Source organism: Pseudomonas matsuisoli (assembly GCF_014647635.1).
GTDB classification, from domain to species: domain Bacteria; phylum Pseudomonadota; class Gammaproteobacteria; order Pseudomonadales; family Pseudomonadaceae; genus Pseudomonas_P; species Pseudomonas_P matsuisoli.
Genome location: NZ_BMPO01000001.1, coordinates 388,749 through 407,360, shown reverse-complemented (window position 1 = coordinate 407,360; position 18,612 = coordinate 388,749). Strand labels below are relative to the sequence as shown.

The 18,612-nt window shown below is 58.0% G+C and carries 24 protein-coding genes and 1 pseudogene; 12 read left to right on the top strand and 13 right to left on the bottom strand.

The window, feature by feature from the left end:
- Positions 1-21 precede the first annotated feature (21 nt).
- Genes pocA through murB form a run of 7 tightly spaced genes read left to right on the top strand, consistent with a single transcriptional unit; the run spans position 22 to position 4,533 of the window.
- A complete protein-coding gene (pocA, locus tag IEY47_RS01920) occupies positions 22-654 on the top strand; it encodes a flagellar polar localization protein PocA (protein ID WP_188981445.1) in 633 nt (210 codons plus the stop codon).
- Positions 651-1,079 carry a flagellar polar localization protein PocB gene (pocB, locus tag IEY47_RS01915; protein ID WP_188981444.1) on the top strand — a complete coding sequence of 143 codons (429 nt, stop codon included), beginning with the start codon at positions 651-653 and terminating at the stop codon, positions 1,077-1,079. Before pocA ends, pocB begins: the two co-directional genes overlap by 4 nt.
- Positions 1,076-2,077, top strand: a complete 1,002-nt coding sequence (gene lpxK / locus IEY47_RS01910) for a tetraacyldisaccharide 4'-kinase (RefSeq protein ID WP_188981443.1) — start codon at positions 1,076-1,078, stop codon at positions 2,075-2,077. The genes pocB and lpxK overlap by 4 nt, the downstream gene beginning before the upstream one ends.
- 29 nt (positions 2,078-2,106) lie before the next feature.
- Entirely contained in the window at positions 2,107-2,292 is a 186-nt protein-coding gene (locus IEY47_RS01905) for a Trm112 family protein (protein WP_188981442.1), read from the top strand.
- On the top strand, positions 2,289-3,053 hold the full coding sequence (gene kdsB / locus IEY47_RS01900; RefSeq protein WP_188981441.1) for a 3-deoxy-manno-octulosonate cytidylyltransferase: 765 nt from the start codon (positions 2,289-2,291) through the stop codon (positions 3,051-3,053). The genes IEY47_RS01905 and kdsB overlap by 4 nt, the downstream gene beginning before the upstream one ends.
- Complete coding sequence (locus tag IEY47_RS01895) at positions 3,053-3,517, top strand: low molecular weight protein-tyrosine-phosphatase (protein WP_188981776.1); 465 nt, start codon at positions 3,053-3,055, stop codon at positions 3,515-3,517. The genes kdsB and IEY47_RS01895 overlap by 1 nt, the downstream gene beginning before the upstream one ends.
- Positions 3,514-4,533, top strand: coding sequence for a UDP-N-acetylmuramate dehydrogenase (murB, locus tag IEY47_RS01890; protein ID WP_188981440.1), 1,020 nt, complete (start codon positions 3,514-3,516; stop codon positions 4,531-4,533). The genes IEY47_RS01895 and murB overlap by 4 nt, the downstream gene beginning before the upstream one ends.
- 96 nt (positions 4,534-4,629) lie before the next feature.
- Here murB and IEY47_RS01885 read toward each other — a convergent pair whose 3' ends face one another.
- From IEY47_RS01885 to purM, 3 genes are read right to left on the bottom strand one after another with little or no spacing between them, the layout of a single operon-like run.
- Positions 4,630-5,343 (bottom strand): DUF3108 domain-containing protein, encoded by a 714-nt coding sequence (locus tag IEY47_RS01885; protein ID WP_188981439.1) that lies wholly within the window; start codon positions 5,341-5,343, stop codon positions 4,630-4,632.
- Between the two features lie 11 nt (positions 5,344-5,354).
- The gene (gene purN / locus IEY47_RS01880; RefSeq protein WP_188981438.1) at positions 5,355-6,008 is read right to left on the bottom strand and encodes a phosphoribosylglycinamide formyltransferase; all 654 of its coding nucleotides are present in this window, start codon (positions 6,006-6,008) and stop codon (positions 5,355-5,357) included.
- Positions 6,008-7,063, bottom strand: coding sequence for a phosphoribosylformylglycinamidine cyclo-ligase (gene purM, locus IEY47_RS01875; protein WP_188981437.1), 1,056 nt, complete (start codon positions 7,061-7,063; stop codon positions 6,008-6,010). Before purM ends, purN begins: the two co-directional genes overlap by 1 nt.
- A 165-nt stretch (positions 7,064-7,228) precedes the next feature.
- On the opposite strand from purM, the gene IEY47_RS01870 reads away from it, so the two are divergent.
- Together IEY47_RS01870 and hda are read left to right on the top strand one after the other, a co-directional pair.
- On the top strand, positions 7,229-8,269 hold the full coding sequence (locus IEY47_RS01870) for a DUF2066 domain-containing protein (RefSeq protein ID WP_188981436.1): 1,041 nt from the start codon (positions 7,229-7,231) through the stop codon (positions 8,267-8,269).
- Between the two features lie 82 nt (positions 8,270-8,351).
- A complete protein-coding gene (gene hda / locus IEY47_RS01865) occupies positions 8,352-9,056 on the top strand; it encodes a DnaA regulatory inactivator Hda (protein WP_188981435.1) in 705 nt (234 codons plus the stop codon).
- Between the two features lie 49 nt (positions 9,057-9,105).
- Here hda and wrbA read toward each other — a convergent pair whose 3' ends face one another.
- The 3 genes from wrbA to IEY47_RS01850 all read right to left on the bottom strand — a co-directional run bounded on the left by wrbA (position 9,106) and on the right by IEY47_RS01850 (position 10,604).
- On the bottom strand, positions 9,106-9,699 hold the full coding sequence (gene wrbA, locus IEY47_RS01860) for an NAD(P)H:quinone oxidoreductase (protein WP_188981434.1): 594 nt from the start codon (positions 9,697-9,699) through the stop codon (positions 9,106-9,108).
- Positions 9,696-10,049 (bottom strand): arsenate reductase (glutaredoxin), encoded by a 354-nt coding sequence (arsC, locus tag IEY47_RS01855; RefSeq protein ID WP_188981433.1) that lies wholly within the window; start codon positions 10,047-10,049, stop codon positions 9,696-9,698. Before arsC ends, wrbA begins: the two co-directional genes overlap by 4 nt.
- Before the next feature lie 189 nt (positions 10,050-10,238).
- The gene (locus IEY47_RS01850; protein WP_188981432.1) at positions 10,239-10,604 is read right to left on the bottom strand and encodes a hypothetical protein; all 366 of its coding nucleotides are present in this window, start codon (positions 10,602-10,604) and stop codon (positions 10,239-10,241) included.
- A 205-nt stretch (positions 10,605-10,809) separates the two neighbouring features.
- On the opposite strand from IEY47_RS01850, the gene IEY47_RS01845 reads away from it, so the two are divergent.
- Positions 10,810-11,271, top strand: coding sequence for a TlpA disulfide reductase family protein (locus IEY47_RS01845; RefSeq protein ID WP_188981431.1), 462 nt, complete (start codon positions 10,810-10,812; stop codon positions 11,269-11,271).
- Positions 11,272-11,299: 28 nt separating this feature from the next.
- Here IEY47_RS01845 and IEY47_RS01840 read toward each other — a convergent pair whose 3' ends face one another.
- The 4 genes from IEY47_RS01840 to IEY47_RS01825 form a co-directional block, all read right to left on the bottom strand.
- Entirely contained in the window at positions 11,300-11,863 is a 564-nt protein-coding gene (locus tag IEY47_RS01840) for a lytic transglycosylase domain-containing protein (protein WP_229779156.1), read from the bottom strand.
- Positions 11,864-11,906: 43 nt separating this feature from the next.
- Positions 11,907-12,857, bottom strand: a complete 951-nt coding sequence (locus IEY47_RS01835) for a hypothetical protein (RefSeq protein WP_188981429.1) — start codon at positions 12,855-12,857, stop codon at positions 11,907-11,909.
- Positions 12,858-12,865: 8 nt separating this feature from the next.
- Entirely contained in the window at positions 12,866-14,581 is a 1,716-nt protein-coding gene (locus IEY47_RS01830) for a proline--tRNA ligase (protein WP_188981428.1), read from the bottom strand.
- Between the two features lie 160 nt (positions 14,582-14,741).
- Positions 14,742-16,067 (bottom strand): OprD family porin, encoded by a 1,326-nt coding sequence (locus IEY47_RS01825; RefSeq protein WP_188981427.1) that lies wholly within the window; start codon positions 16,065-16,067, stop codon positions 14,742-14,744.
- 459 nt (positions 16,068-16,526) lie between these two features.
- Here IEY47_RS01825 and IEY47_RS01820 point away from each other — a divergent pair, with 459 nt between their 5' ends.
- Together IEY47_RS01820 and IEY47_RS01815 are read left to right on the top strand one after the other, a co-directional pair.
- Positions 16,527-16,958, top strand: a complete 432-nt coding sequence (locus tag IEY47_RS01820) for an HIT family protein (protein ID WP_188981426.1) — start codon at positions 16,527-16,529, stop codon at positions 16,956-16,958.
- The gene (locus IEY47_RS01815) at positions 16,955-17,164 is read left to right on the top strand and encodes a SlyX family protein (RefSeq protein ID WP_188981425.1); all 210 of its coding nucleotides are present in this window, start codon (positions 16,955-16,957) and stop codon (positions 17,162-17,164) included. Before IEY47_RS01820 ends, IEY47_RS01815 begins: the two co-directional genes overlap by 4 nt.
- A 27-nt stretch (positions 17,165-17,191) precedes the next feature.
- Here the strand turns inward: IEY47_RS01815 and IEY47_RS20465 are convergent, their stop codons facing one another.
- The 3 genes and pseudogenes from IEY47_RS20465 to IEY47_RS01805 form a co-directional block, all read right to left on the bottom strand.
- Complete coding sequence (locus IEY47_RS20465) at positions 17,192-17,446, bottom strand: cold shock domain-containing protein (protein WP_308426270.1); 255 nt, start codon at positions 17,444-17,446, stop codon at positions 17,192-17,194.
- A 27-nt stretch (positions 17,447-17,473) separates the two neighbouring features.
- Positions 17,474-17,791: pseudogene (locus IEY47_RS20625) on the bottom strand (cold shock domain-containing protein membrane protein); the annotation flags it as partial.
- A 181-nt stretch (positions 17,792-17,972) separates the two neighbouring features.
- Positions 17,973-18,443 carry a Dps family protein gene (locus IEY47_RS01805; RefSeq protein WP_188981423.1) on the bottom strand — a complete coding sequence of 157 codons (471 nt, stop codon included), beginning with the start codon at positions 18,441-18,443 and terminating at the stop codon, positions 17,973-17,975.
- Between the last annotated feature and the right edge of the window lie 169 nt (positions 18,444-18,612).

Sequence of the window (18,612 nt, the reverse complement as noted above, 5' to 3'; positions counted from 1 at the left end):
TGCGAACAGGAGCGGTCCATCGTGTGGGAGCTGGTCAAGGCAGGCGGCTGGATGATGCTGCCAATCATTCTGTGTTCTATCGCGGCTGTTGGAATCATTGCAGAACGACTATGGACCTTGCGCGCCAGTCGTGTAGCGCCACCGCACCTGCTTGGGCAGGTATGGCGTTGGATCAAAGAGAGGAAGCTGAGCAACGACAAGCTCAAGGAGCTTCGCGCACAGGCGCCGCTGGGCGAGATCCTTGCGGCGGGACTGGCTAACTCTAAGCGCGGCCGCGAGATCATGAAGGAAAGCATCGAGGAGGCCGCTTCGCGTGTCATTCACGAGCTTGAGCGCTACCTGACCGTCCTTGGCACGATAGCCGCCATTGCCCCATTGCTTGGTTTATTAGGCACGGTCATCGGCATGATCGAGATCTTCAGTGCATTCATGGGGTCGGGAATGACCAATGCCGGTCAACTCGCCGGTGGCATCGCAACCGCTCTGATCACAACGGCGGCTGGATTGATCGTGGCGATCCCCGCTTTGTTCTTTCACCGCTACCTGACGCGTCGCATCGATGAGCTGGTCGTAGGGATGGAGCAGGAGGCGATTAAGTTGGTCGAGGTCGTCCAGGGCGATCGCGAGGTCGATCTGAGCGAGGAGAAGGCGTGAAATTCCGTCGCCGCCGGGAGCGGGAGAACGTCGAGATCAATCTCGCCTCCCTTATCGATGTCGTCTTCATTCTGCTGCTATTTTTTGTCGTGACCACTACGTTCACCCGCGAAACGCAGCTTCAAGTGAATCTGCCCGAAGCGGACAGCGCCGAGCCGACGGCGTCCGCCAATCCGGTGCTGGAAATCATGATCAGCGCCGACGGCAAGTACGCATTGAATGGCCAAGAACTGCTGCGTAGCGACCTGCAAGGTTTGCAGGCAGCGCTGCAGCGTGAGTCTGGCGGTGACACCGCTCAGCCAGTGACGATCAGTGCCGACGCCAATACCCCGCACCAAGCGGTCGTGACGGCCATGGACGCTGCTGGAAAGCTTGGATTCGCCCACTTGCGCATCACGACCGTTCAGGCCGAAGCCAAGCCGTGAGTCTTTCGGAGCGTCTGCTCACCGCGTGGTACGAGGGGCATCCCGCGCTCTTCGTGCTTCGGCCCTTAGAGTGGATCTACCGACGTATCGTGCGCGCTAAAAGACGGCGGTATTTACGCGGGGAAGGAGACATCTATCGAGCGCCGGTGCCAGTGGTGGTGGTGGGTAACGTGACGGTCGGTGGGACCGGTAAGACACCGATGATCCTCTGGCTCGTCGAACACTGTCGCCGCAACGGGATACGGGTTGGCGTGATCAGTCGCGGCTACGGTGCTCAGCCGCCAGCGTTCCCCTTTAGAATCCTTGCCCACCAGTCAGCAGCGCATGCGGGGGATGAGCCTCTGCTGATCGTGCAACGATCCGGCGTGCCCATGATGATCGACCCGCAGCGGGCGCGTAGTGCCAAAGCGTTGTTGGAGCAGGAGCCGCTGGATTTGCTGCTTTCTGACGATGGCCTACAGCATTACGGGCTGGCGCGGGACCTGGAGCTGGTACTCATCGATGCGGCGCGGGGTCTGGGTAATAAGCGTTGTCTTCCCGAAGGTCCGCTACGCGAGCCGGTCGAGCGTTTGGCCGAGGTCGACGCGGTCCTATGCAATGGTGCCGAGAATGATTCGGCGCGCGGGTTCGGTATGACCTTGCAACCCAGCGCGCTGGTCAACCTAGTCACCCATGAGCGGGTGTCTCCCACTCATTTCGCGGGTCAGACGGTTCATGCCGTTGCGGGTATCGGCAATCCCCAGCGTTTCTTCCGTACCCTTGAAACGCTAAACTGCCGACCTGTACCTCACGCCTTTCCCGACCATGCGGAGTTCACGCCCGACGCACTCGCCTTCGAACCCTCCCTTCCAGTCGTCATGACCGAAAAAGACGCGGTCAAATGCGCACCCTTCGCCCGCGATGACTGGTGGTATCTGGAGGTTCAAGCGGTCCCTTCGGCGGGGTTTCGCGCATGGTTCGACGCGCAGCTTCCGCGCCTGCTCGCTGGGCGACACTGATCACCGAAACGATTTCAGAGGAACCCTCTATGGATCCCAAACTGCTCGACATACTGGCTTGCCCGCTGTGCAAGGGCCCGCTGAAACTGTCCGACGACAAGTCCGAGCTGATCTGCAAGGCAGACGGCCTCGCGTACCCTGTTCGCGACGGCATCCCCGTCATGCTGGAAAGCGAGGCGCGTACGTTGAACGTTGAAGAGCGGCTTGATAAATGAGTGCAGGTTTTACCGTCGTCATTCCCGCTCGGTATGCCTCGACTCGCCTGCCGGGAAAGCCCCTGCAAGACATCGCGGGCAAGCCTATGGTGCAGCACGTATGGGAGCAGGCGCGCAAAAGCGCTGCCGCGAACGTCGTTGTGGCGACCGACAATGAGGCGATCGTCTCGGCGTGCGAGGGGTTTGGCGCGAACGTTCTGCTGACGCGAGAGGATCACCAGTCTGGAACCGACCGCTTGGCGGAGGTTGCCAGCCTGCTGGGCCTGGGCGATGACGAGATTGTCGTGAATGTGCAGGGCGACGAGCCGCTCGTTCCGGCGGTCATCGTGAATCAGGTCGCCGCGAATCTCGCGGCGCATCCGGAAGCGGGTATCGCCACGCTCGCGGAGCCTCTCCATGAGGTAGACGCGTTGTTCAATCCCAATGTGGTTAAGGTCACGAGCGATCTGAATGGTCTGGCCTTGACCTTCAGCCGGGCACCTTTGCCTTGGGCGCGCGATGCACTCGCCAAGCGTCGCGACGTGCTTCCGGAAGGTGTTCCCTACCGTCGCCACATTGGTATCTATGCCTATCGTGCGGGCTTTCTTCACGATTTCGTGGCCTGGGGCCCGTGTTGGTTGGAGCAGTGCGAATCGCTCGAGCAGCTTCGCGCGTTGTGGCACGGCGTCCGAATCCACGTCGCCGATGCCTTGGAGGCGCCGCCCGCAGGCGTCGACACGCCTGAAGATCTCGAGCGCGTGCGTCGCTTGCTCGGCGCATGATGCGGATATTGTTCGTCTGCCTCGGCAATATTTGCCGCTCACCGACCGCTGAAGGCGTATTCCGAAGCAAGATCCAGCAAGCAGGCTTGACCGATAGTGTACTTATCGACTCCGCCGGGACGGGCGGCTGGCATATCGGCAAGGCGCCCGATGCAAGGACACAAAGGGCGGCCCTCAGTCGCGGGTACGACTTGTCTTCGTTGCGTGCTCGCCAGTTCGGACCGGATGATTTCGATCGCTTCGACTTGATCCTGGCAATGGATCACATGAATCTGGAAGAAATTCGCAGGTTGGCAAAGCCAAGTTCACGCGCCGAAATGGATCTGTTTCTGGGTCGGTACGATATCGGTCCGGGTGAGGTTCCTGATCCGTATTACGGCGGTGAGGACGGTTTCAGCCGTGTGTTGGCAATGATCGAGCAAGGCGCTGACGCTTTACTGGCTGAGGTTAGGGACCGGTCATGACACCCGACTATGTACGCGATTTTCCACTCGCATCACTGAATACGTTCGGCCTCCAGGCGACGGCTCGGCAGTACGTCCGGGTATCCGACGATAGTGAAGTCGTCCAAGCGCTCGACCACGCGCGCCGCCACTCGCTGCCGGTCACACTGCTTGGCGGCGGAAGCAATGTTCTATTTAGCCAGGACATTGAAGGATTGGTGCTGCACATGGCGAGTCGTGGTGTCCGGCTCGTGAGCGATGACGGCGTTATGGTGACAGTCGAGGTCGAAGCGGGGGAGCCCTGGCATCCGTTCGTTTTGCAAACCCTGGAAATGGGCTTCTACGGTTTGGAGAATTTGAGCCTCATTCCCGGCACCGTGGGCGCTGCGCCGGTTCAGAACATCGGCGCCTATGGCGTCGAAATTAAGGACGTATTTTCAGGCCTGACTGCGCTTGACCGGCAGTCCGGTAAGCTCGTCGACTTCGATGCGGCCGCCTGTGCGTTCGGGTATCGGGAAAGCTGCTTCAAGCAGTCACTCGATCGGTGGATCATCCTACGCGTGCGTTTTCGGCTGAGTCGCCAGCCATCGCTGCGCTTGGAGTATGGTCCTATCCAGCAGCGACTGCAGCTGCTCGGAATCGATAGCCCGACACCGCAAGACGTCAGTAACGCCATCTGTGCCATCCGCGCCGAAAAGCTCCCCGATCCCAAGGTGCTGCCCAACGCTGGCAGCTTTTTCAAGAACCCGGTGATTTCCAGTGAACAGGCTGCAGCGCTGAAAGCGTCGTTTCCAAGTGCTGTCCTGTATCCACAGGCGGAAGGCCGCGTGAAGCTCGCAGCGGGCTGGCTAATCGATCAGGCAGGATGGCGCGGCTACCGCAAGGGTGATGCTGGCGTGCATCAGCATCAGGCGCTTGTGCTGGTCAATTATGGGGCTGCTAGTGGGGCAGAGATTCTGGCGCTGGCGCGGTTGATTCAGGACGATATCAAGCGCCGCTTCGGCGTCGATCTGGAAATCGAACCACGCATTATCTGACCGTCGGACGGGCCTTTACGCAATCTGAAACATACGGCTTGTGGAGGCCTGCAGCTGGCCCCGACAAGCCGCATCGTCGTAAGAGGAAATGCGCACTCAGTTCTTGCCTTGCACCGGGCGGCCATCTACGGTGCCGTCCTTGAGCATAATCTGGTATTCCTTGCCGTCCTTTTCCACCTGGTTCAGCGCTACCAGCAGGTAATCCCAGTCTTTGGCGAACCACAGTGTCGTCTTGCGGCTGCTTTGGGTGGGGTCTCTAACGCGTTCGACTTTGATTGCATCGATCTGGCCGACCTTCGTTTTGACCATCTCAGAACCCAGGACTCGGAAGTCATAGGTTTCAACTTCATCGCCATCGAATACCTGGTAACTCATGCTCTGTTTGCCGTCGGCAACGTCACGTTGAAGCGCTAGCTGATAGCTCGATTTGTCGAGCAACCCTTTGTTAAGCGCCATCTTGACCGGGTCGCCGTCATCGTCGCCCGTAAGCTGTTTCGTCTTCCAGTCGAACGTCTGCTCGACCTTCTTTCCGTTGCCGAGGCCACTACGCTCGTAGCGATAGGTCAGCGGCGTCAGGCTATTTTCCTGAAGGTTGAATCTACTTTCTTCCGTAAGGCCCGCGACAAGCATGGAGGCTTTGAAAACAAGGTGCCATTGATTGCCTTCGACTTGTTCCAGTCGGCGTTCGGCGCTGCCGCTGACGGGCAGTTGTTTCCAATCGGCGGTATAACTCGCCGTGAACGGTTTGATATCGAAAGCGTGTGCCTGCCCGCATAGCAATGCGAGCGTGAACAGCAGGGTGCGGCGCATCAATCGTCTCCCTAAGTAATGTCGATCATCTTGCCCGAGGGTGGCAGCAGGACGCCGTCCAGCATTGCGTCTTCGGCGTTCAGGCGCAAGCGGCCTTCGGCGAACCAGCGAATCACGGCTGGGTACAAAATGTGTTCTCGCTGATGGACTTTCAACGCCAAACGCTCGGCCGTGTCGTCTGCCAGGACGTCGACCGATGCTTGTGCGATAACAGCTCCACCATCCAGCTGTTCTGTTACGAAATGCACGCTGCAGCCGTGCAGCGGATCACCTGCTTCCAGCACGCGGGCGTGTGTGTCGAGGCCCTTGTACTTTGGCAGCAGGGACGGGTGAACATTGAGCAGGCGCCCGCGGTAGTGGGCCACGAAGGTGGCACTGAGAATTCGCATGAAGCCCGCGAGCACGACCAGGTCAGGGTGGTAACCGTCGATCACGGCCATCAGCGCCCGATCGAATGCTAGGCGATCTGCGTAATCACGATGATCCACCACGTGCGTTTCGATACCAGCCTCGCGTGCACGCGTCAGGCCGAATGCATCGGCACGGTTGGAGATGACGGCTTTAAGACGACCTGGATGATTATTCCGTTCCAGGTCGTCGATCAGCGCCTGAAGATTGCTGCCGCTTCCGGACAGTAGAAGAACCAGGCTGCAAGTCGGTTGCATTAGTGCTGTTTGAGATTGTTCAGAACGACACGCTCGCCGTCCGCTGCTGTTTCGATGGCGCCGATGACCCATGGCTGCTCGCCGTTCTCGCGGAGCACGTTCAGCGCACGCTCGACGTCTGCTTGGGCGACGCAGATGACCATGCCAACCCCGCAGTTCAGCACTCGGTGCATCTCGTGCTCATCGACGTTGCCTTGCTGCTGTAGCCAGTCGAAGACAGGGGGACGCGTCCAGCTGGCGACATCGATCACCGCTCTTGCGCCATCAGGCAGCACGCGCGGAATGTTGTCCAGCAGACCGCCGCCCGTGATATGGGCCATCGCCTTCACGGCACCGGTGGACTTGATGAGATTCAGTAGCGGTTTGACATAGATCCGAGTAGGTGCCATGAGCAAATCTTTCAGCAAAGCACCCTCGACCTGCACGTGCGCAATGTCTGCATTCGCCACGTCGATGATCTTGCGAATCAGCGAATAACCGTTCGAGTGAGGTCCGGAGGAGGGCAGCGCAATGAGCGCGTCACCTGCGGCCACCTTAGAGCCATCGATGATTTCGCTCTTTTCCACGACGCCCACGCAGAACCCGGCGAGATCGTAGTCTTCACCTTCGTACATTCCTGGCATTTCAGCGGTTTCGCCGCCAACGAGTGAGCACCCTGCCAGCTCGCAGCCCGCGCCGATGCCAGTCACCACGTCCGCCGCAACGTCGACGTTCAACTTGCCGGTCGCGTAATAGTCGAGAAAGAACAGCGGCTCGGCGCCACACACCACGAGATCGTTGACGCACATGGCGACCAGATCCTGGCCGATGCTGTCGTGCTGCTTGAGGTTCAGCGCCAGGCGAAGCTTGGTGCCGACACCATCGGTCCCCGACACCAATACGGGCTGTCGGTAACCTGCCGGAATCTCGCAAAGGGCGCCAAAGCCGCCCAGTCCACCCATGACTTCAGGACGAGCCGTGCGTTTGGCGACGCCTTTGATACGTTCGACCAGGGCTTCACCTGCGTCGATATCGACGCCGGCATCCTTGTAGCTGATGGAGGGTTGCTTGCTCATCGGTGGTGGCCTTTGCAGAAAACGTGTTGGGGATTGGCATTGTAGCCAGTCCGCGAGGCGCGCGATTTTATCAGGCTTGCCAAAGAGCAGCCATCTTCGGCTTTCGCCTCTTTGCTGGCTACTGCTAAGGTATGCCTCCGATCCATGCTGCCTGCGAGACGCCCTATGCGCTTCACTCCACGCCTTGTTCTGACCTGTCTTGCGTTGTCGGCGCTGCCGTTGCACGCCGCGACGCTTGACGATCTTTATCAGGTCCGTGAACCCGTGTCCTCGCAGCAACCGGACGCCCGTGACCAGGCCTTGCAGGCGGCGTTCGAGACGCTGGTCCTCCGCCTGACGGGCAAGAAAGAAGCTGCTAGCGATCCATCGATCGCCGCGTTGAAGAAAGACCCACAACAGGTGGTCAGCCAATACGGTTACGAGGCAGACCGGCTCGTCGTGGATTTCGATCCACTCACTACCGAGCGAGCGCTGCGTCAAGCTGGGTTACCGCTCTGGGGGGCGAGCCGTCCGGCGCTGTTGACGTGGTGGTTGGACCGTGCCGAGGACGGCACCAATAATCTGGCGGGCGATAACCAGGCTGCGGCTAACGCATTGCGAGAAGCCGCACGGTATCGCGGGCTTCCTCTACGGCTGCCGCTCGCTGATCTCGAGGAGCAATTGGTCGCGACGACGGACAATCTTGCGAACCCCGGTGGGGGCGCATTGACCGATGCATCGCAACGCTACGACGCAGACGGAATACTCACGGTCCGCGCCGCGCAGCAAGACGGCGTATGGCGGGCCGATTGGCAATTGGCATTGGGCGAGCAACAGGAAAAGGGCAGCGCTCAGGCTGACAGTCGCGAAGGCCTGGCTGACGCCATCATGCTGACGCTGAGCGAGCGTCTTGCTCCGCGCTTTGCCATCACGCCCGGAGCGTCGAGCACCTTCGACGTCCAGATTTCAGGTGTGACGCTGGATCGCTATGCGGAACTCCAAAGAGCACTGGAGCCTTTTGGTGCGCAAATGCTTTCGATCGAAGGCGCCGATGCCCGTTATCGCGTCAACGCCAGCGAGCAGCAGCTACGTGCGCAGTTGGAGTTGATCCAATTGACGGAGTCCAGTGCTCCGCCGCCTGCGGCGCAAGCGATCGACGCAAACGCGGTGCCTGCCCCGGCTGCACTAGACCCCGCAGCGCCAAAAACGCTTTACTTCTCATGGTAATCGGCTGCGCCAGCCCTTTGATTTGTATAGACTTTCCAGCTGCCCGATTCTGAAATCCCGGTAAGGTTCGCAGAAGCCGCCCATGAAACCGATCCAGTTACCGCTTGGCGTACGTCTCAGAGACGATGCGACTTTTGCCAATTTCTACCCGGGCGCCAACGCAGCGGCACTCGGTTATGTCGAGCGCCTGTGTGAGCCTGAGGCGGGTTGGTCCGATAACCTGATTTATCTATGGGGCAGCGAGGGCGTTGGGCGAACGCACCTTCTGCAGGCTGCATGTCTTCGTTTGCAGCAGCAGGGAGAGGCAGCGGTTTATCTGCCACTGAGCGAGTTGGTTCAGGACGGCCCCTATTTATTGGACGATCTTGAGCAGTACGAGCTGGTATGCCTTGACGACCTGGATGTGGTCGGCGGCGATCGCCTGTGGGAAGAAGCGTTGTTTCATCTGTTCAATCGACTACGTGATGCGGGTCGTCGTTTGCTGCTGTCTGCAGCGACCGCGCCGCGTGAGACGCCCATCCAGCTCGCTGACATGCAGTCGCGCTTGATGCTTGCCTTGGTGTTTCAGATGCACCGGCTGTCCGATGAAGACAAGCTGAGAGCCCTCCAGCTCCGCGCGTCTCGTCGTGGGCTACAACTTCCCGATGACGTAGGGCGCTTCATTCTCACGCGAGGGGTTCGTAGCACGGGCGCGTTGTTCGAATTGCTCGATCAACTGGATCAAGCCTCGCTTCAGGCCCAACGTAAGCTCACGATTCCATTTCTCAAGGAGACCTTGGGCTGGTAGTCCGCGAGTGCGGCCGCCAGTCAACGCGGTCGCACCCAGCCTGGAAATACTACCCCAGCTTTTTGGCCATTCCGGCTAGGCGCCTGCCCAATGCGCGGCACAAGTCTATCTCGTGCGTATCCAATGGGCGCTTCCCGTCGACATCCGCATGATGGCTGGCTCCATAAGGCGTTCCACCGCCGCGCGTTTGCACCAGTGCAGATTCGCTATAGGGGATGCCAAGCACCAGCATGCCATGGTGGAGCAGCGGCAGCTGCATCGACAGCAGGGTACTCTCCTGGCCGCCATGCAGACTGGACGTCGAAGTAAAGACCGCGGCTGGTTTATCCACCAGTTCGCCGGTCATCCAAAGGCTGCTGGTGCCGTCGAGAAAGTACTTCATTGGCGCTGCCATGTTGCCGAAGCGGGTAGGGCTACCCAATGCCAATCCTGCGCAATTCTTCAGGTCGTCTAGCGTTGCGAATACGGCGCCCTCAGCGGGAATCGAGGGGGCAATGGCTTCGCACTCGGTGGAAACTGCGGGCACTGTTCTTAGGCGGGCTTGCATGCCCCCCATTTCGATGCCGCGCGCAATGTGTTTCGCCATTTCTGCGGTCGCGCCATGGCGGCTGTAATACAGGACGAGGAGATAGGGGGATGTCATGGTAGTAGCTCCAGTACGCGCTCGGGCGGTCTTCCGATTACCGCTTTGTCGCCAGTGATGAGAATTGGGCGTTCGATCAGCTTGGGCTGCGCTGCCATGGCTTCAATGAGCTGCGCATCGCTCAAAGACTCATCAGCAAGCCCGAGTTCGCGGAACGCGTCTTCACCCGTTCGCAGCAAAGCACGGGGTTGTATTCCCAGCTTGTTGATCAATTCGCTGAGCGTCTGCGTGTCGGGAGGCGTTTCTAGATACCGGATGATGGTAGGCGTATGGCCTTTCGATTCAATCAGTTCCAGTGCGGTACGCGACTTGGAGCACCGGGGGTTGTGATAAAGCGTCAGGTCAGTCATAGCTCATGATCTTTGCAGGTAGAGCGCCGATTCTAGCTGCCAATATCCCCGAATGCCGATCGCTTCTTTTTCCAGATAGGGTCGCTACCTTCCGTAGGGGAATGGATGGCCTACTGTTTTGGACAGCGGGTGCCATGCCAAGCGCGTTCATTGCATGCTGACGTCACGGACCTTACTGATGTACTGCCTTCAGTTGGCGCTTCGTAGTAGCGACCGTGGCTCAATGGGTTTGACGTAGAGTGACTCGACGACCACTCCGCGGGTCAGCTTTGGGCTGCGTAACACCACACGAGCGCGCGCGGGTTCATGAGAGGTCTGTAGTGGTAATTGCGTGATATTCGCCAGAAGAATGCGATGGTTCGAATCGACTTCGCCTTCATCGATCAACACTTCATGGTGGTCGCGGCCATCATCGTAAAGGACTGAAAGACTGACGTTCTGGCCGGCAAGACCTGGAATGAGAAGCCAGGCGGCAACATCGAGAGCCGCAGTGCGGCTCGCTTCCATGACCGCCTCATTGATGGTGCCAATGACATTTTCACTCGTCGCGTGCATTGCTCGTGCTTCCCTGCAACTGTGGAGAGGGATCGAATTTTAAGAGCCACTTAAGGGATATGGTGTGTCGTAGGTTTTACGTCCGTGTGACTTAATTCCCAGCTTCGATATTTTCTCGCTAGCACCTCATGCGCGCGAGGATTTGCCAGACACGGTATCTTTGAGTGAAAGGTCGCAGTAGCTGGATTGGAGTCAGGAGGTTTCTATGTCGTGTCGAGGTTCTTTGTCAGCACTGATGCTGGCGGTGTTCGTGCTCAGTGGGTGCAATGGCGAGTCCGACCAAGTCACGTCGAATGCCTCGTCGCAATCGTTCGAAGGACAGTGGCTTGTCGTAAATTATTGGGCTGAATGGTGTGGGCCTTGTCGCACCGAAGTGCCTGAGCTCAATGCGCTCGACGTACGCTTGAGCGGCACGGGCGCGCGCGTCGTGGGGATCAACTACGACGGCCTGGAAGGAGATGCGTTGCAGCGTTCGGCTTCGGTGCTAGGTATCACGTTTCCGCTGATGGAGGAAAAGCGCGCCGCAGTTTACAAATTGCCTCGTCCAAAGGCGTTGCCGACAACGTACGTGGTGGACAGCGGAGGTGTCTTGAGGCAAGAGCTCGTAGGTGAGCAGACGGAAGAGGGGTTGGCGACGGTCCTACACAGGTTACGGACTGGCGAATAACCATTTCAGGCACGCTATGTCCGGCGTGCTACGGACGGACGAACCAGTAGTCCTGCCAGAAACCGATGACTTTGGTGGGATAGCGATCTTGCCCTAGGCTACCGTTGTAGCGCGCCAGCGCTCGGCGCATGTCACCGCGTTCCTTCTTCAGGTAGTAGCTCAGTATCGTGCAGCCGTAGCGCAAATTGGTGGCGTTGTCCGTCAGATTATCCTGAGGGCGGCCCAGCTCAGCTTTCCAGAAAGGCATGACCTGCATCATGCCTTGCGCGCCCACCGAAGAAATCGCAAAACGGTCGAATCGGCTCTCGGCGTGAATCAGGGCAATGATGATTTCTGGCTGCAAGCCAGCCTTGCGTGCCTCGCTATGGACAAGCCTCAATAGTTCGAGCCGTTGGGTCGTATCAGGCATGAAGCGCGACAGTCGGGCGGACATGTCCACCAACCAGACCTCTGCATCGAAGCGGTCATTGAAACTGCTGGCTTCCGCGATCGTGCGTTGCAGCAAGGCCCGCAGTTCAGGCTCAGGCGCTTGTGGCAGTTTGGAGGTGGAAGCAAAAAGAGGCAGGGGGTTCGACAATACCGCGAGCAGCATGAGCACCAAGCTCACCTGTCGAAAGTGGCAACGCATGCCTTTGTTACTCGCCGGGACCTGGGTCCGCCGCTTTTCGTCCGGTCTCTTCTTGGAGAGACTGAATGAACTCGGCCTGCAACTCAGGATCGTTTCGGGTCAATTCGATTAGGCTTTGCTCAAGCTCGTTTGCTTCCTGTTCGAGGCCAAGCTCTGAAAGCCGCGCTACGCGATGTACCCACTGACTGATCTCTCCGTCTTCGAGGTCGTCGAAAACAAGTGCGTGAGCCTCGTCGAGCTTGGCTCGCAAGCTTCGGCTCACTGTCACAGTCGCAACACCGACCGTTTCATCGCTTGCGACAGCCTTGAGTTGAAATGACGCAAGCCGGGAAAGATTACGCTCCGGAAATGGGCTGTCCAATAGGTTCAGTTTCAGGTAGCCGTTACGGTCTGTTTGCAAATCGTAAGTGCGACCGTTGAGATCCAATTGAACAGGCTGCTGGGCCCACGGAAGGTTAGTGAATTCTTCCCTGCGATCGCGCTCGACTTCCTGAATGCCTGCCAGGTTCTGTTGCGATCGGCCGTTCGACTCGACATTCATGGCCGGATTGAGCCCGTCGATGCCGTATTGAATCCAACCCTTCGTAGCTGCAGCGGGAACGTTGCCGAGCAGCACCACGTTCAGCGCATTCGCAGCGACGCCGGCCACGATCGCGACTGCGCCCGCAGGTATTTCATAGAGCTCGCGCCACGCCTGGTAAGGCGTGTACCGGTCATAAAGCCGCGTGACTTCATAGTCGGTGACATCGAAGCGTCTTTGCTCGGTTACCCGGATGCGCCGTTGCGGTAACTCCATGATCGGCGGATCACCTGCGTCGATTTGCAGGAGGTGATCTCGCAATGTGCGCTCGACACGTTGTTCGTTCTCGCTGCGTTGGGGCAGATGATTGGCGCAGCCGGCAAGCAGCAGACTTGCGCCTGCCGCCGCCACGATTGTGTTCGTTGGACGTTTCGACATGGCAGTGGCTAGCGTGCCAGACGCTCTTTGACGAAGCTCAGGATATCGCTGACCGCGATGTGCTGCGGCTCGCTGTCCCGGCGTTGTTTGTATTCCACGGTGCCCTCGCCGAGACCGCGATCGCTGATCACGATGCGATGCGGTATGCCGATCAGTTCCATGTCCGCAAATTTGACCCCAGGGCTAGTCTTGCGGTCGCGATCATCCAACAGGACTTCAACGCCGGCGCTGGTCAATTCACGATAAAGCGCATCGGTCGCCTCGCGTACCGACTCGGTTTCGTATTTCAGCGGCACGAGAGCGACTTGGAAAGGGCAGAGCGCCTCTGGCCAGATGATGCCGCGCTCGTCGTGGTTTTGCTCGATGGCGGCCGCGACCACGCGGGAGACGCCAATACCATAGCAGCCCATTGCCAGAACGACGGGTTTGCCTGTTTCGCCCAGCACCTGGCAATTCATGGCGCGGCTGTATTTCTCGCCTAGTTGGAAAATATGCCCAACCTCGATGCCGCGCTTGATCACCAGCGTACCTTTGCCATCTGGACTCGGATCGCCGGCCACGACATTGCGCAGGTCTGCGACGTTTGGCAACGCCAAGTCACGCTCCCAATTCACACCGAAGTAGTGTTTGTCTTCGATGTTGGCGCCGACGGCGAAGTCGCTCATCAAAGCGACCGACCGATCGATAATGCATGGCATTGGCAGGTTCACTGGGCCTAATGAGCCGGGACCTGCGCCAATGGCTGCACGCACTTCGGCCTCGTTGGCAAAGACCAGGGGGGATGCAACTTCGGGAAGATTGCTGGCTTTGATTTCGTTTAGCTCATGGTCGCCACGAATGATGAGGGCAACCAACGTACCTTCTTCGGCGCCTTTCACTATCAGCGTCTTGATGGTGCGCTCGATGTTGAGACCAAAATTTTCGACGAGTGCCGCAATCGTCTTCGTCTGCGGCGTGTCCACCAAGTGCATCGCCTCGGTGGGTACTTGGCGTTCCGTCTCGCGAGGAACTGCCTCGGCTTTTTCTATGTTCGCTGCGTAATCAGAGCTGTCGCTGAAAACGATGTCGTCTTCACCCGAGCTCGCAAGCACGTGGAACTCGTGCGAGCCGCTGCCGCCGATAGAACCGTTGTCCGCCTCGACGGGGCGGAAGTTCAAGCCCATGCGGGTGAATACCTTGCAGTAGGCGTCATACATTGCGTCGTAGGTGCTTTGAAGCGACGCTTGGTCGGCGTGGAAGGAATAGGCATCCTTCATGATGAATTCGCGGCCACGCATCAAGCCGAAGCGAGGGCGAATCTCATCCCGGAATTTTGTCTGGATCTGATAGAGATTCAGCGGCAGTTGCTTGTAGCTGTTGAGCTCATTGCGCATGAGATCGGTAATGACTTCTTCGTGCGTGGGGCCAACGCAGAATTCGCGTTGATGGCGATCCTTGATACGCAGCAGTTCCGGACCGTATTGCTCCCAGCGGCCAGATTCTTGCCAAAGTTCGGCGGGTTGAACGGCTGGCATCAGGACTTCTAGCGCGCCGGCCGCGTTCATCTCTTCCCGCACGATCGCGCTGGCCTTTTGCAGGACTCGCAGACCGAGCGGCAGCCAGGTGTAGAGGCCAGAGGCAAGCTTGCGAATCATGCCTGCGCGAAGCATCAGCTGATGGCTGATGACTACAGCATCGGAGGGCGTTTCTTTCTGGGTGGCGAGAAGGTACTGACTGGTGCGCATGACGGGGCCGTTCTTACCGAAGCTGGATGGAATGGCCTGGCATTGTACGGCGGTGGTTGGCAGGCGTATAGCGGCGGGCGGGTCGAGTAGAGATTGCGGCAATCGCAATAAAAAGCCCGGCAAATGCCGGGCTCTCTCGCGTTACGCTAAGCAGCTGTTATTACAGGATGCTCAGCGGGTACTCGATCATCAAGCGGGTTTGCTTGGTGTCGGTATCGGCGTAGTCATCGTTACCATTGTGGAACGCTTGGCGTAGACGGAAGGACAGGTCTTTGGCAGGACCGTTCTGTACGACGTAGCGCGCTTCGAAATCGAATTCCTGGTGCTTGCCGTTATCGCCGAGGGTCAGGTTGCCATCGTCGTCGAGGCCTGGGAAGTAAGCGGAGCTTGAGCTCATCCGCGTGTAATCGGCATTCCAGCCGGTCAGGTAACGAGCCATGAAGGACACGCCAGGCAGACCGAATGTTGTCATGTCGATGTCATAACGGACTTGGGCAGATTTTTCCTTTGGACCGTTGAAGTCGGATACATGCACCGAGTTGGCAAGGAAGATCGAGTCGCCGGTACTTCCTTCGTTACCTACACCGACGTAATCGAAAGGGGTATCTCCACTGTTCTGCTGATATGCAACGGTAAAGGTATGGGCGCCGATACTGTAGGCCGTGGCCAGCGAGAAGATCGTGGTATTGATGCTGCCTGCATCCGCACTGCCTTCGTCTAGGGTACGATAAATATTGAAGTCGAATGCCAGCGCTTGATCGTCATTGATTGGCAGCGTGTAATTTACGTTGCCGTAGTACTGGCGCCATACGTCTTCGAATTCACTGCCATACAGCGAAAGGCTTAGGTTCTCGCCAAGACCATAGGTGCCACCTACGAAGTCTGCACTGTTAGCTTCAATGCCCGCATAGGCTGCAGTGAGAGATTCATTGTTGCTAACGCTGCGCGGGCCGCTCGCGGAAGTGAAGTGGCCAGCCTCGAGCATCAGGTCTTCGATCTCCTCGCTGACAAGACCAAAGCCGGTAGCCATTTGTGGCGTGATTCGGCTGCCGCCAACGGCGAATACCGGCGCGGTAGGCTGGAATGTACCGTATTTCAGCGTAGTGTCGGAGACGCGAAATTTGACGGCGCCACCGGCACGCTGCCAGTCATCTTTCTTCTCGCCGTTGTTGTCATAAGGTGCGTTACCTGCGCCGCCGAAACGGCTATCAAGGGTAAGCCCAACAACTGCAAATGCGTCAATACCGAAACCAACGGTGCCTTGAGTGAAGCCTGACTCATAGTTGACCAGCATGGCGTGAGTCCAGTCGCGGCCGTCGCCGCCACCGTTCTTACCATCGTGATTGAAGTAGTAGTTCCGGTTGATGATGTCCAGGCTGCTGTCTTCGACGAAGCCGTTGGACTCGGATTGTGCGCTGGCCATCGCCAGTTGGGTGGTGCCCGCGGCAACTGCCAGGGCCATTACGCTCCACTTCATCACTTTCATGGTGATTTGCTCCTTTGGTTTAAACGATTCTTCGACCGTCGTAGCTCGATACTGCACACGGTTCTTTGTTTTTGTATCGGCGCGAACTTATAACAAGCGGCACCCCGAAGGCGACCTTTTTCAGTGCTTACTTACTGCATGTCGAAGAACGGTCGTAAATAGCCTTAATCATGCCGCACGCTTTGAATCCACATATGGAATCCGTATACGCGCCTCTCATGACCCGATATTTTTCAGATAAGCAATAATCGTGCGCGACACGGTTTTCCTTGCGTACTACTCGAGTCATCTCGACCCGGTGGCTCAGTGCTTGTCGCCAGACCACGCTTTCGCAATGGTCTTGCACCTAAATGTAGCTGCTAATTTTAAGGGTGCACCAAACGGAGGCGAGTGGGTGATTGCAGTTGCGGCAGTGAACTCACGTATGCTTCGCGAAACCGATATTCAGAGGACGTAGTGATGTTCGAGTTAGACGCCCGTCTACGTGGTGACACGATCGAAGTGGGAGACTTTACGCTGAGCCGCTTGTTGCTGATGAACGATGCCCGCTATCCGTGGTTCATCCTGGTGCCTCGTCGCGAAGACGTAAGTGAGCTTTTCCAGTTGGACGAAAAGGATCAACAGCAGCTGTGGCGGGAGACCACATTTTTAGCAGAGGTGCTCCGAGATACGTTCGGTGCAGACAAGATGAACGTGGCGACATTGGGTAACGTCGTCGCGCAACTGCATATGCATGTCATCGTTAGGAAAAAGAACGATGATGCGTGGCCGGCCCCAGTGTGGGGCAAGCATGCTGCCCAGCCTTACGAAGCGTCGCGCACGGAGGAATTGTTGGCACGTTTAAAGTTGGTATTGCCAAGCAGCTTCCGCTTTGTGAGTGATCGCTCATGAGTGTCGAGTCACGAGTGGTCGATCTGGAAATGCGCGTCGCGTTCCAGGACGATGCGTTGAATACGATGAGCCATGAGTTGGCGCAGCAGCAGCGGACCATCGAAAAGCTGCAAGCCCAGATAGCGTCATTGCTCAAGCGGCAAGAAGAGTTGGTGGAGCGCGTCGATGCGGGAGGCGGGGTGGAGCCGCCGCCCCCTCATTATTGAGCGGACGGCGAGCGAAATAGACGTTCGTCAGCGAGCGGCGATCACATCTTCGGCCTGCAGGCCTTTGTCGCGATGCATGACCACGAACTCGACCCGTTGTCCTTCCATGAGGACGCGATGCCCCTCGCCGCGGATGGCGCGGAAATGGACGAACACGTCTTCGCCGGAGTCTCGGGAGATAAAGCCGAATCCCTTCGAGGTATTGAACCACTTCACCGTGCCGGTCTCGCGGTTAACGTTGAGGTGGTCGACCGTCTGCGTATGGCGTGGCGTTCTAGGGATTTTCAAGAAGTACTGAGTGATGTGCGTCAATACCGCGGCGAATGCCAGAATCAAGCTGAACATTGCAGCAGGTTGCCCTGCGATTTGCTCCAGTTCACCCAACAATATGTAAGCCTGAAGTGCGATTGCCAGTACGAGCAGCGCGCAGGTTAGCCATTGCATATTGTGGCGAGGTGCGCGACGTGGTGCTGAAGCCGGGATGAGCTGCAGTTGAAGAAGGCCGAACAGTGCCAGATAGATTGCATTCGGCTGATTGAGATAATGCGGGGTGCCGCCGCTAAGGCTTGGAATCAATGACAGGACAAGCGCGGATACGCCCGACAGCGCGTGGACGATTTTAAGCATGACAGGAACTCGTGATGATGAGGTGCAACGAAATGTTCAGAGGGTGCGTGCTGCATGCTCTGAGCGCTGAGCTTTTAATACTTGTGCTCGACGTTGCGGCGTATTTAACCCCAAAGAAGAGTTCCACTCAAATCAAGCGGTTAGACGCAGTGCGCCGCGGTATGAGCGCGGCGCCTGTGAATCAGCGGCTAAGCAGGCTGCGAAGCATCCAGGCCGTTTTCTCGTGGACTTGCATGCGCTGAGTGAGTAGATCAGCAGTTGGTTCGTCGCTGACCTTGTCCAAAAGTGGAAAAATGCCGCGGGCGGTGCGAACGACGGCTTCCTGGCCTTGTACCAAAAGCCGAATCATGTCTTCCGCCGACGGCACACCTTCTTCTTCCTTTATAGAGGACAGTTTTGCGTACGCCGCATAGGTCCCTGGTGCGGGAAAGCCTAGTGCGCGAATGCGTTCTGCAATCTGATCGACGGCCAGCGCCAGCTCGGTGTATTGGCCTTCGAACATCAGGTGCAGGGTATTGAACATCGGCCCCGTGACGTTCCAGTGGAAGTTGTGAGTCTTGAGGTAAAGCGTATAGGTGTCGGCCAGCAGGCGCGACAGTCCTTCAGCGATAGCGGCGCGGTCCTGCTCTTCGATTCCGATGTTTATTTCCATGAGCTCTCTACCTTGTATGGCGCTAAGAAAAACGTCTCGCAGCCCCGTGATAGGGCGGCAGCAGATTCGATGTCATGGCGTAGCGTAGGGTTTCGCGGTGGCCTATCGCAAGCCAAGTGATCCGGTATCCATGGTCGCGGCGCCGTTCTTGCCCAGGCAGGTTGCCCAT

Bases quoted from the DNA above. Each gene is read 5' to 3' on its own strand.
- IEY47_RS01885 (WP_188981439.1), bottom strand. From the start codon at position 5,343: ATGCGCCGCACCCTGCTGTTCACGCTCGCATTGCTATGCGGGCAGGCA.
- IEY47_RS01815 (WP_188981425.1), top strand. From the start codon at position 16,955: ATGAGTGTCGAGTCACGAGTGGTCGATCTGGAAATGCGCGTCGCGTTC.
- IEY47_RS01805 (WP_188981423.1), bottom strand. From the start codon at position 18,443: ATGGAAATAAACATCGGAATCGAAGAGCAGGACCGCGCCGCTATCGCT.
- IEY47_RS01895 (WP_188981776.1), top strand. From the start codon at position 3,053: ATGCGGATATTGTTCGTCTGCCTCGGCAATATTTGCCGCTCACCGACC.
- IEY47_RS01830 (WP_188981428.1), bottom strand. From the start codon at position 14,581: ATGCGCACCAGTCAGTACCTTCTCGCCACCCAGAAAGAAACGCCCTCC.
- purM (WP_188981437.1), bottom strand. From the start codon at position 7,063: ATGAGCAAGCAACCCTCCATCAGCTACAAGGATGCCGGCGTCGATATC.
- IEY47_RS01825 (WP_188981427.1), bottom strand. From the start codon at position 16,067: ATGAAAGTGATGAAGTGGAGCGTAATGGCCCTGGCAGTTGCCGCGGGC.
- IEY47_RS01850 (WP_188981432.1), bottom strand. From the start codon at position 10,604: ATGCACGCGACGAGTGAAAATGTCATTGGCACCATCAATGAGGCGGTC.
- wrbA (WP_188981434.1), bottom strand. From the start codon at position 9,699: ATGACATCCCCCTATCTCCTCGTCCTGTATTACAGCCGCCATGGCGCG.
- IEY47_RS01905 (WP_188981442.1), top strand. From the start codon at position 2,107: ATGGATCCCAAACTGCTCGACATACTGGCTTGCCCGCTGTGCAAGGGC.
- IEY47_RS01845 (WP_188981431.1), top strand. From the start codon at position 10,810: ATGTCGTGTCGAGGTTCTTTGTCAGCACTGATGCTGGCGGTGTTCGTG.
- IEY47_RS01870 (WP_188981436.1), top strand. From the start codon at position 7,229: ATGCGCTTCACTCCACGCCTTGTTCTGACCTGTCTTGCGTTGTCGGCG.
- murB (WP_188981440.1), top strand. From the start codon at position 3,514: ATGACACCCGACTATGTACGCGATTTTCCACTCGCATCACTGAATACG.
- kdsB (WP_188981441.1), top strand. From the start codon at position 2,289: ATGAGTGCAGGTTTTACCGTCGTCATTCCCGCTCGGTATGCCTCGACT.
- hda (WP_188981435.1), top strand. From the start codon at position 8,352: ATGAAACCGATCCAGTTACCGCTTGGCGTACGTCTCAGAGACGATGCG.
- IEY47_RS01840 (WP_229779156.1), bottom strand. From the start codon at position 11,863: ATGCTGCTCGCGGTATTGTCGAACCCCCTGCCTCTTTTTGCTTCCACC.
- IEY47_RS01835 (WP_188981429.1), bottom strand. From the start codon at position 12,857: ATGTCGAAACGTCCAACGAACACAATCGTGGCGGCGGCAGGCGCAAGT.
- arsC (WP_188981433.1), bottom strand. From the start codon at position 10,049: ATGACTGACCTGACGCTTTATCACAACCCCCGGTGCTCCAAGTCGCGT.
- IEY47_RS01820 (WP_188981426.1), top strand. From the start codon at position 16,527: ATGTTCGAGTTAGACGCCCGTCTACGTGGTGACACGATCGAAGTGGGA.
- purN (WP_188981438.1), bottom strand. From the start codon at position 6,008: ATGCAACCGACTTGCAGCCTGGTTCTTCTACTGTCCGGAAGCGGCAGC.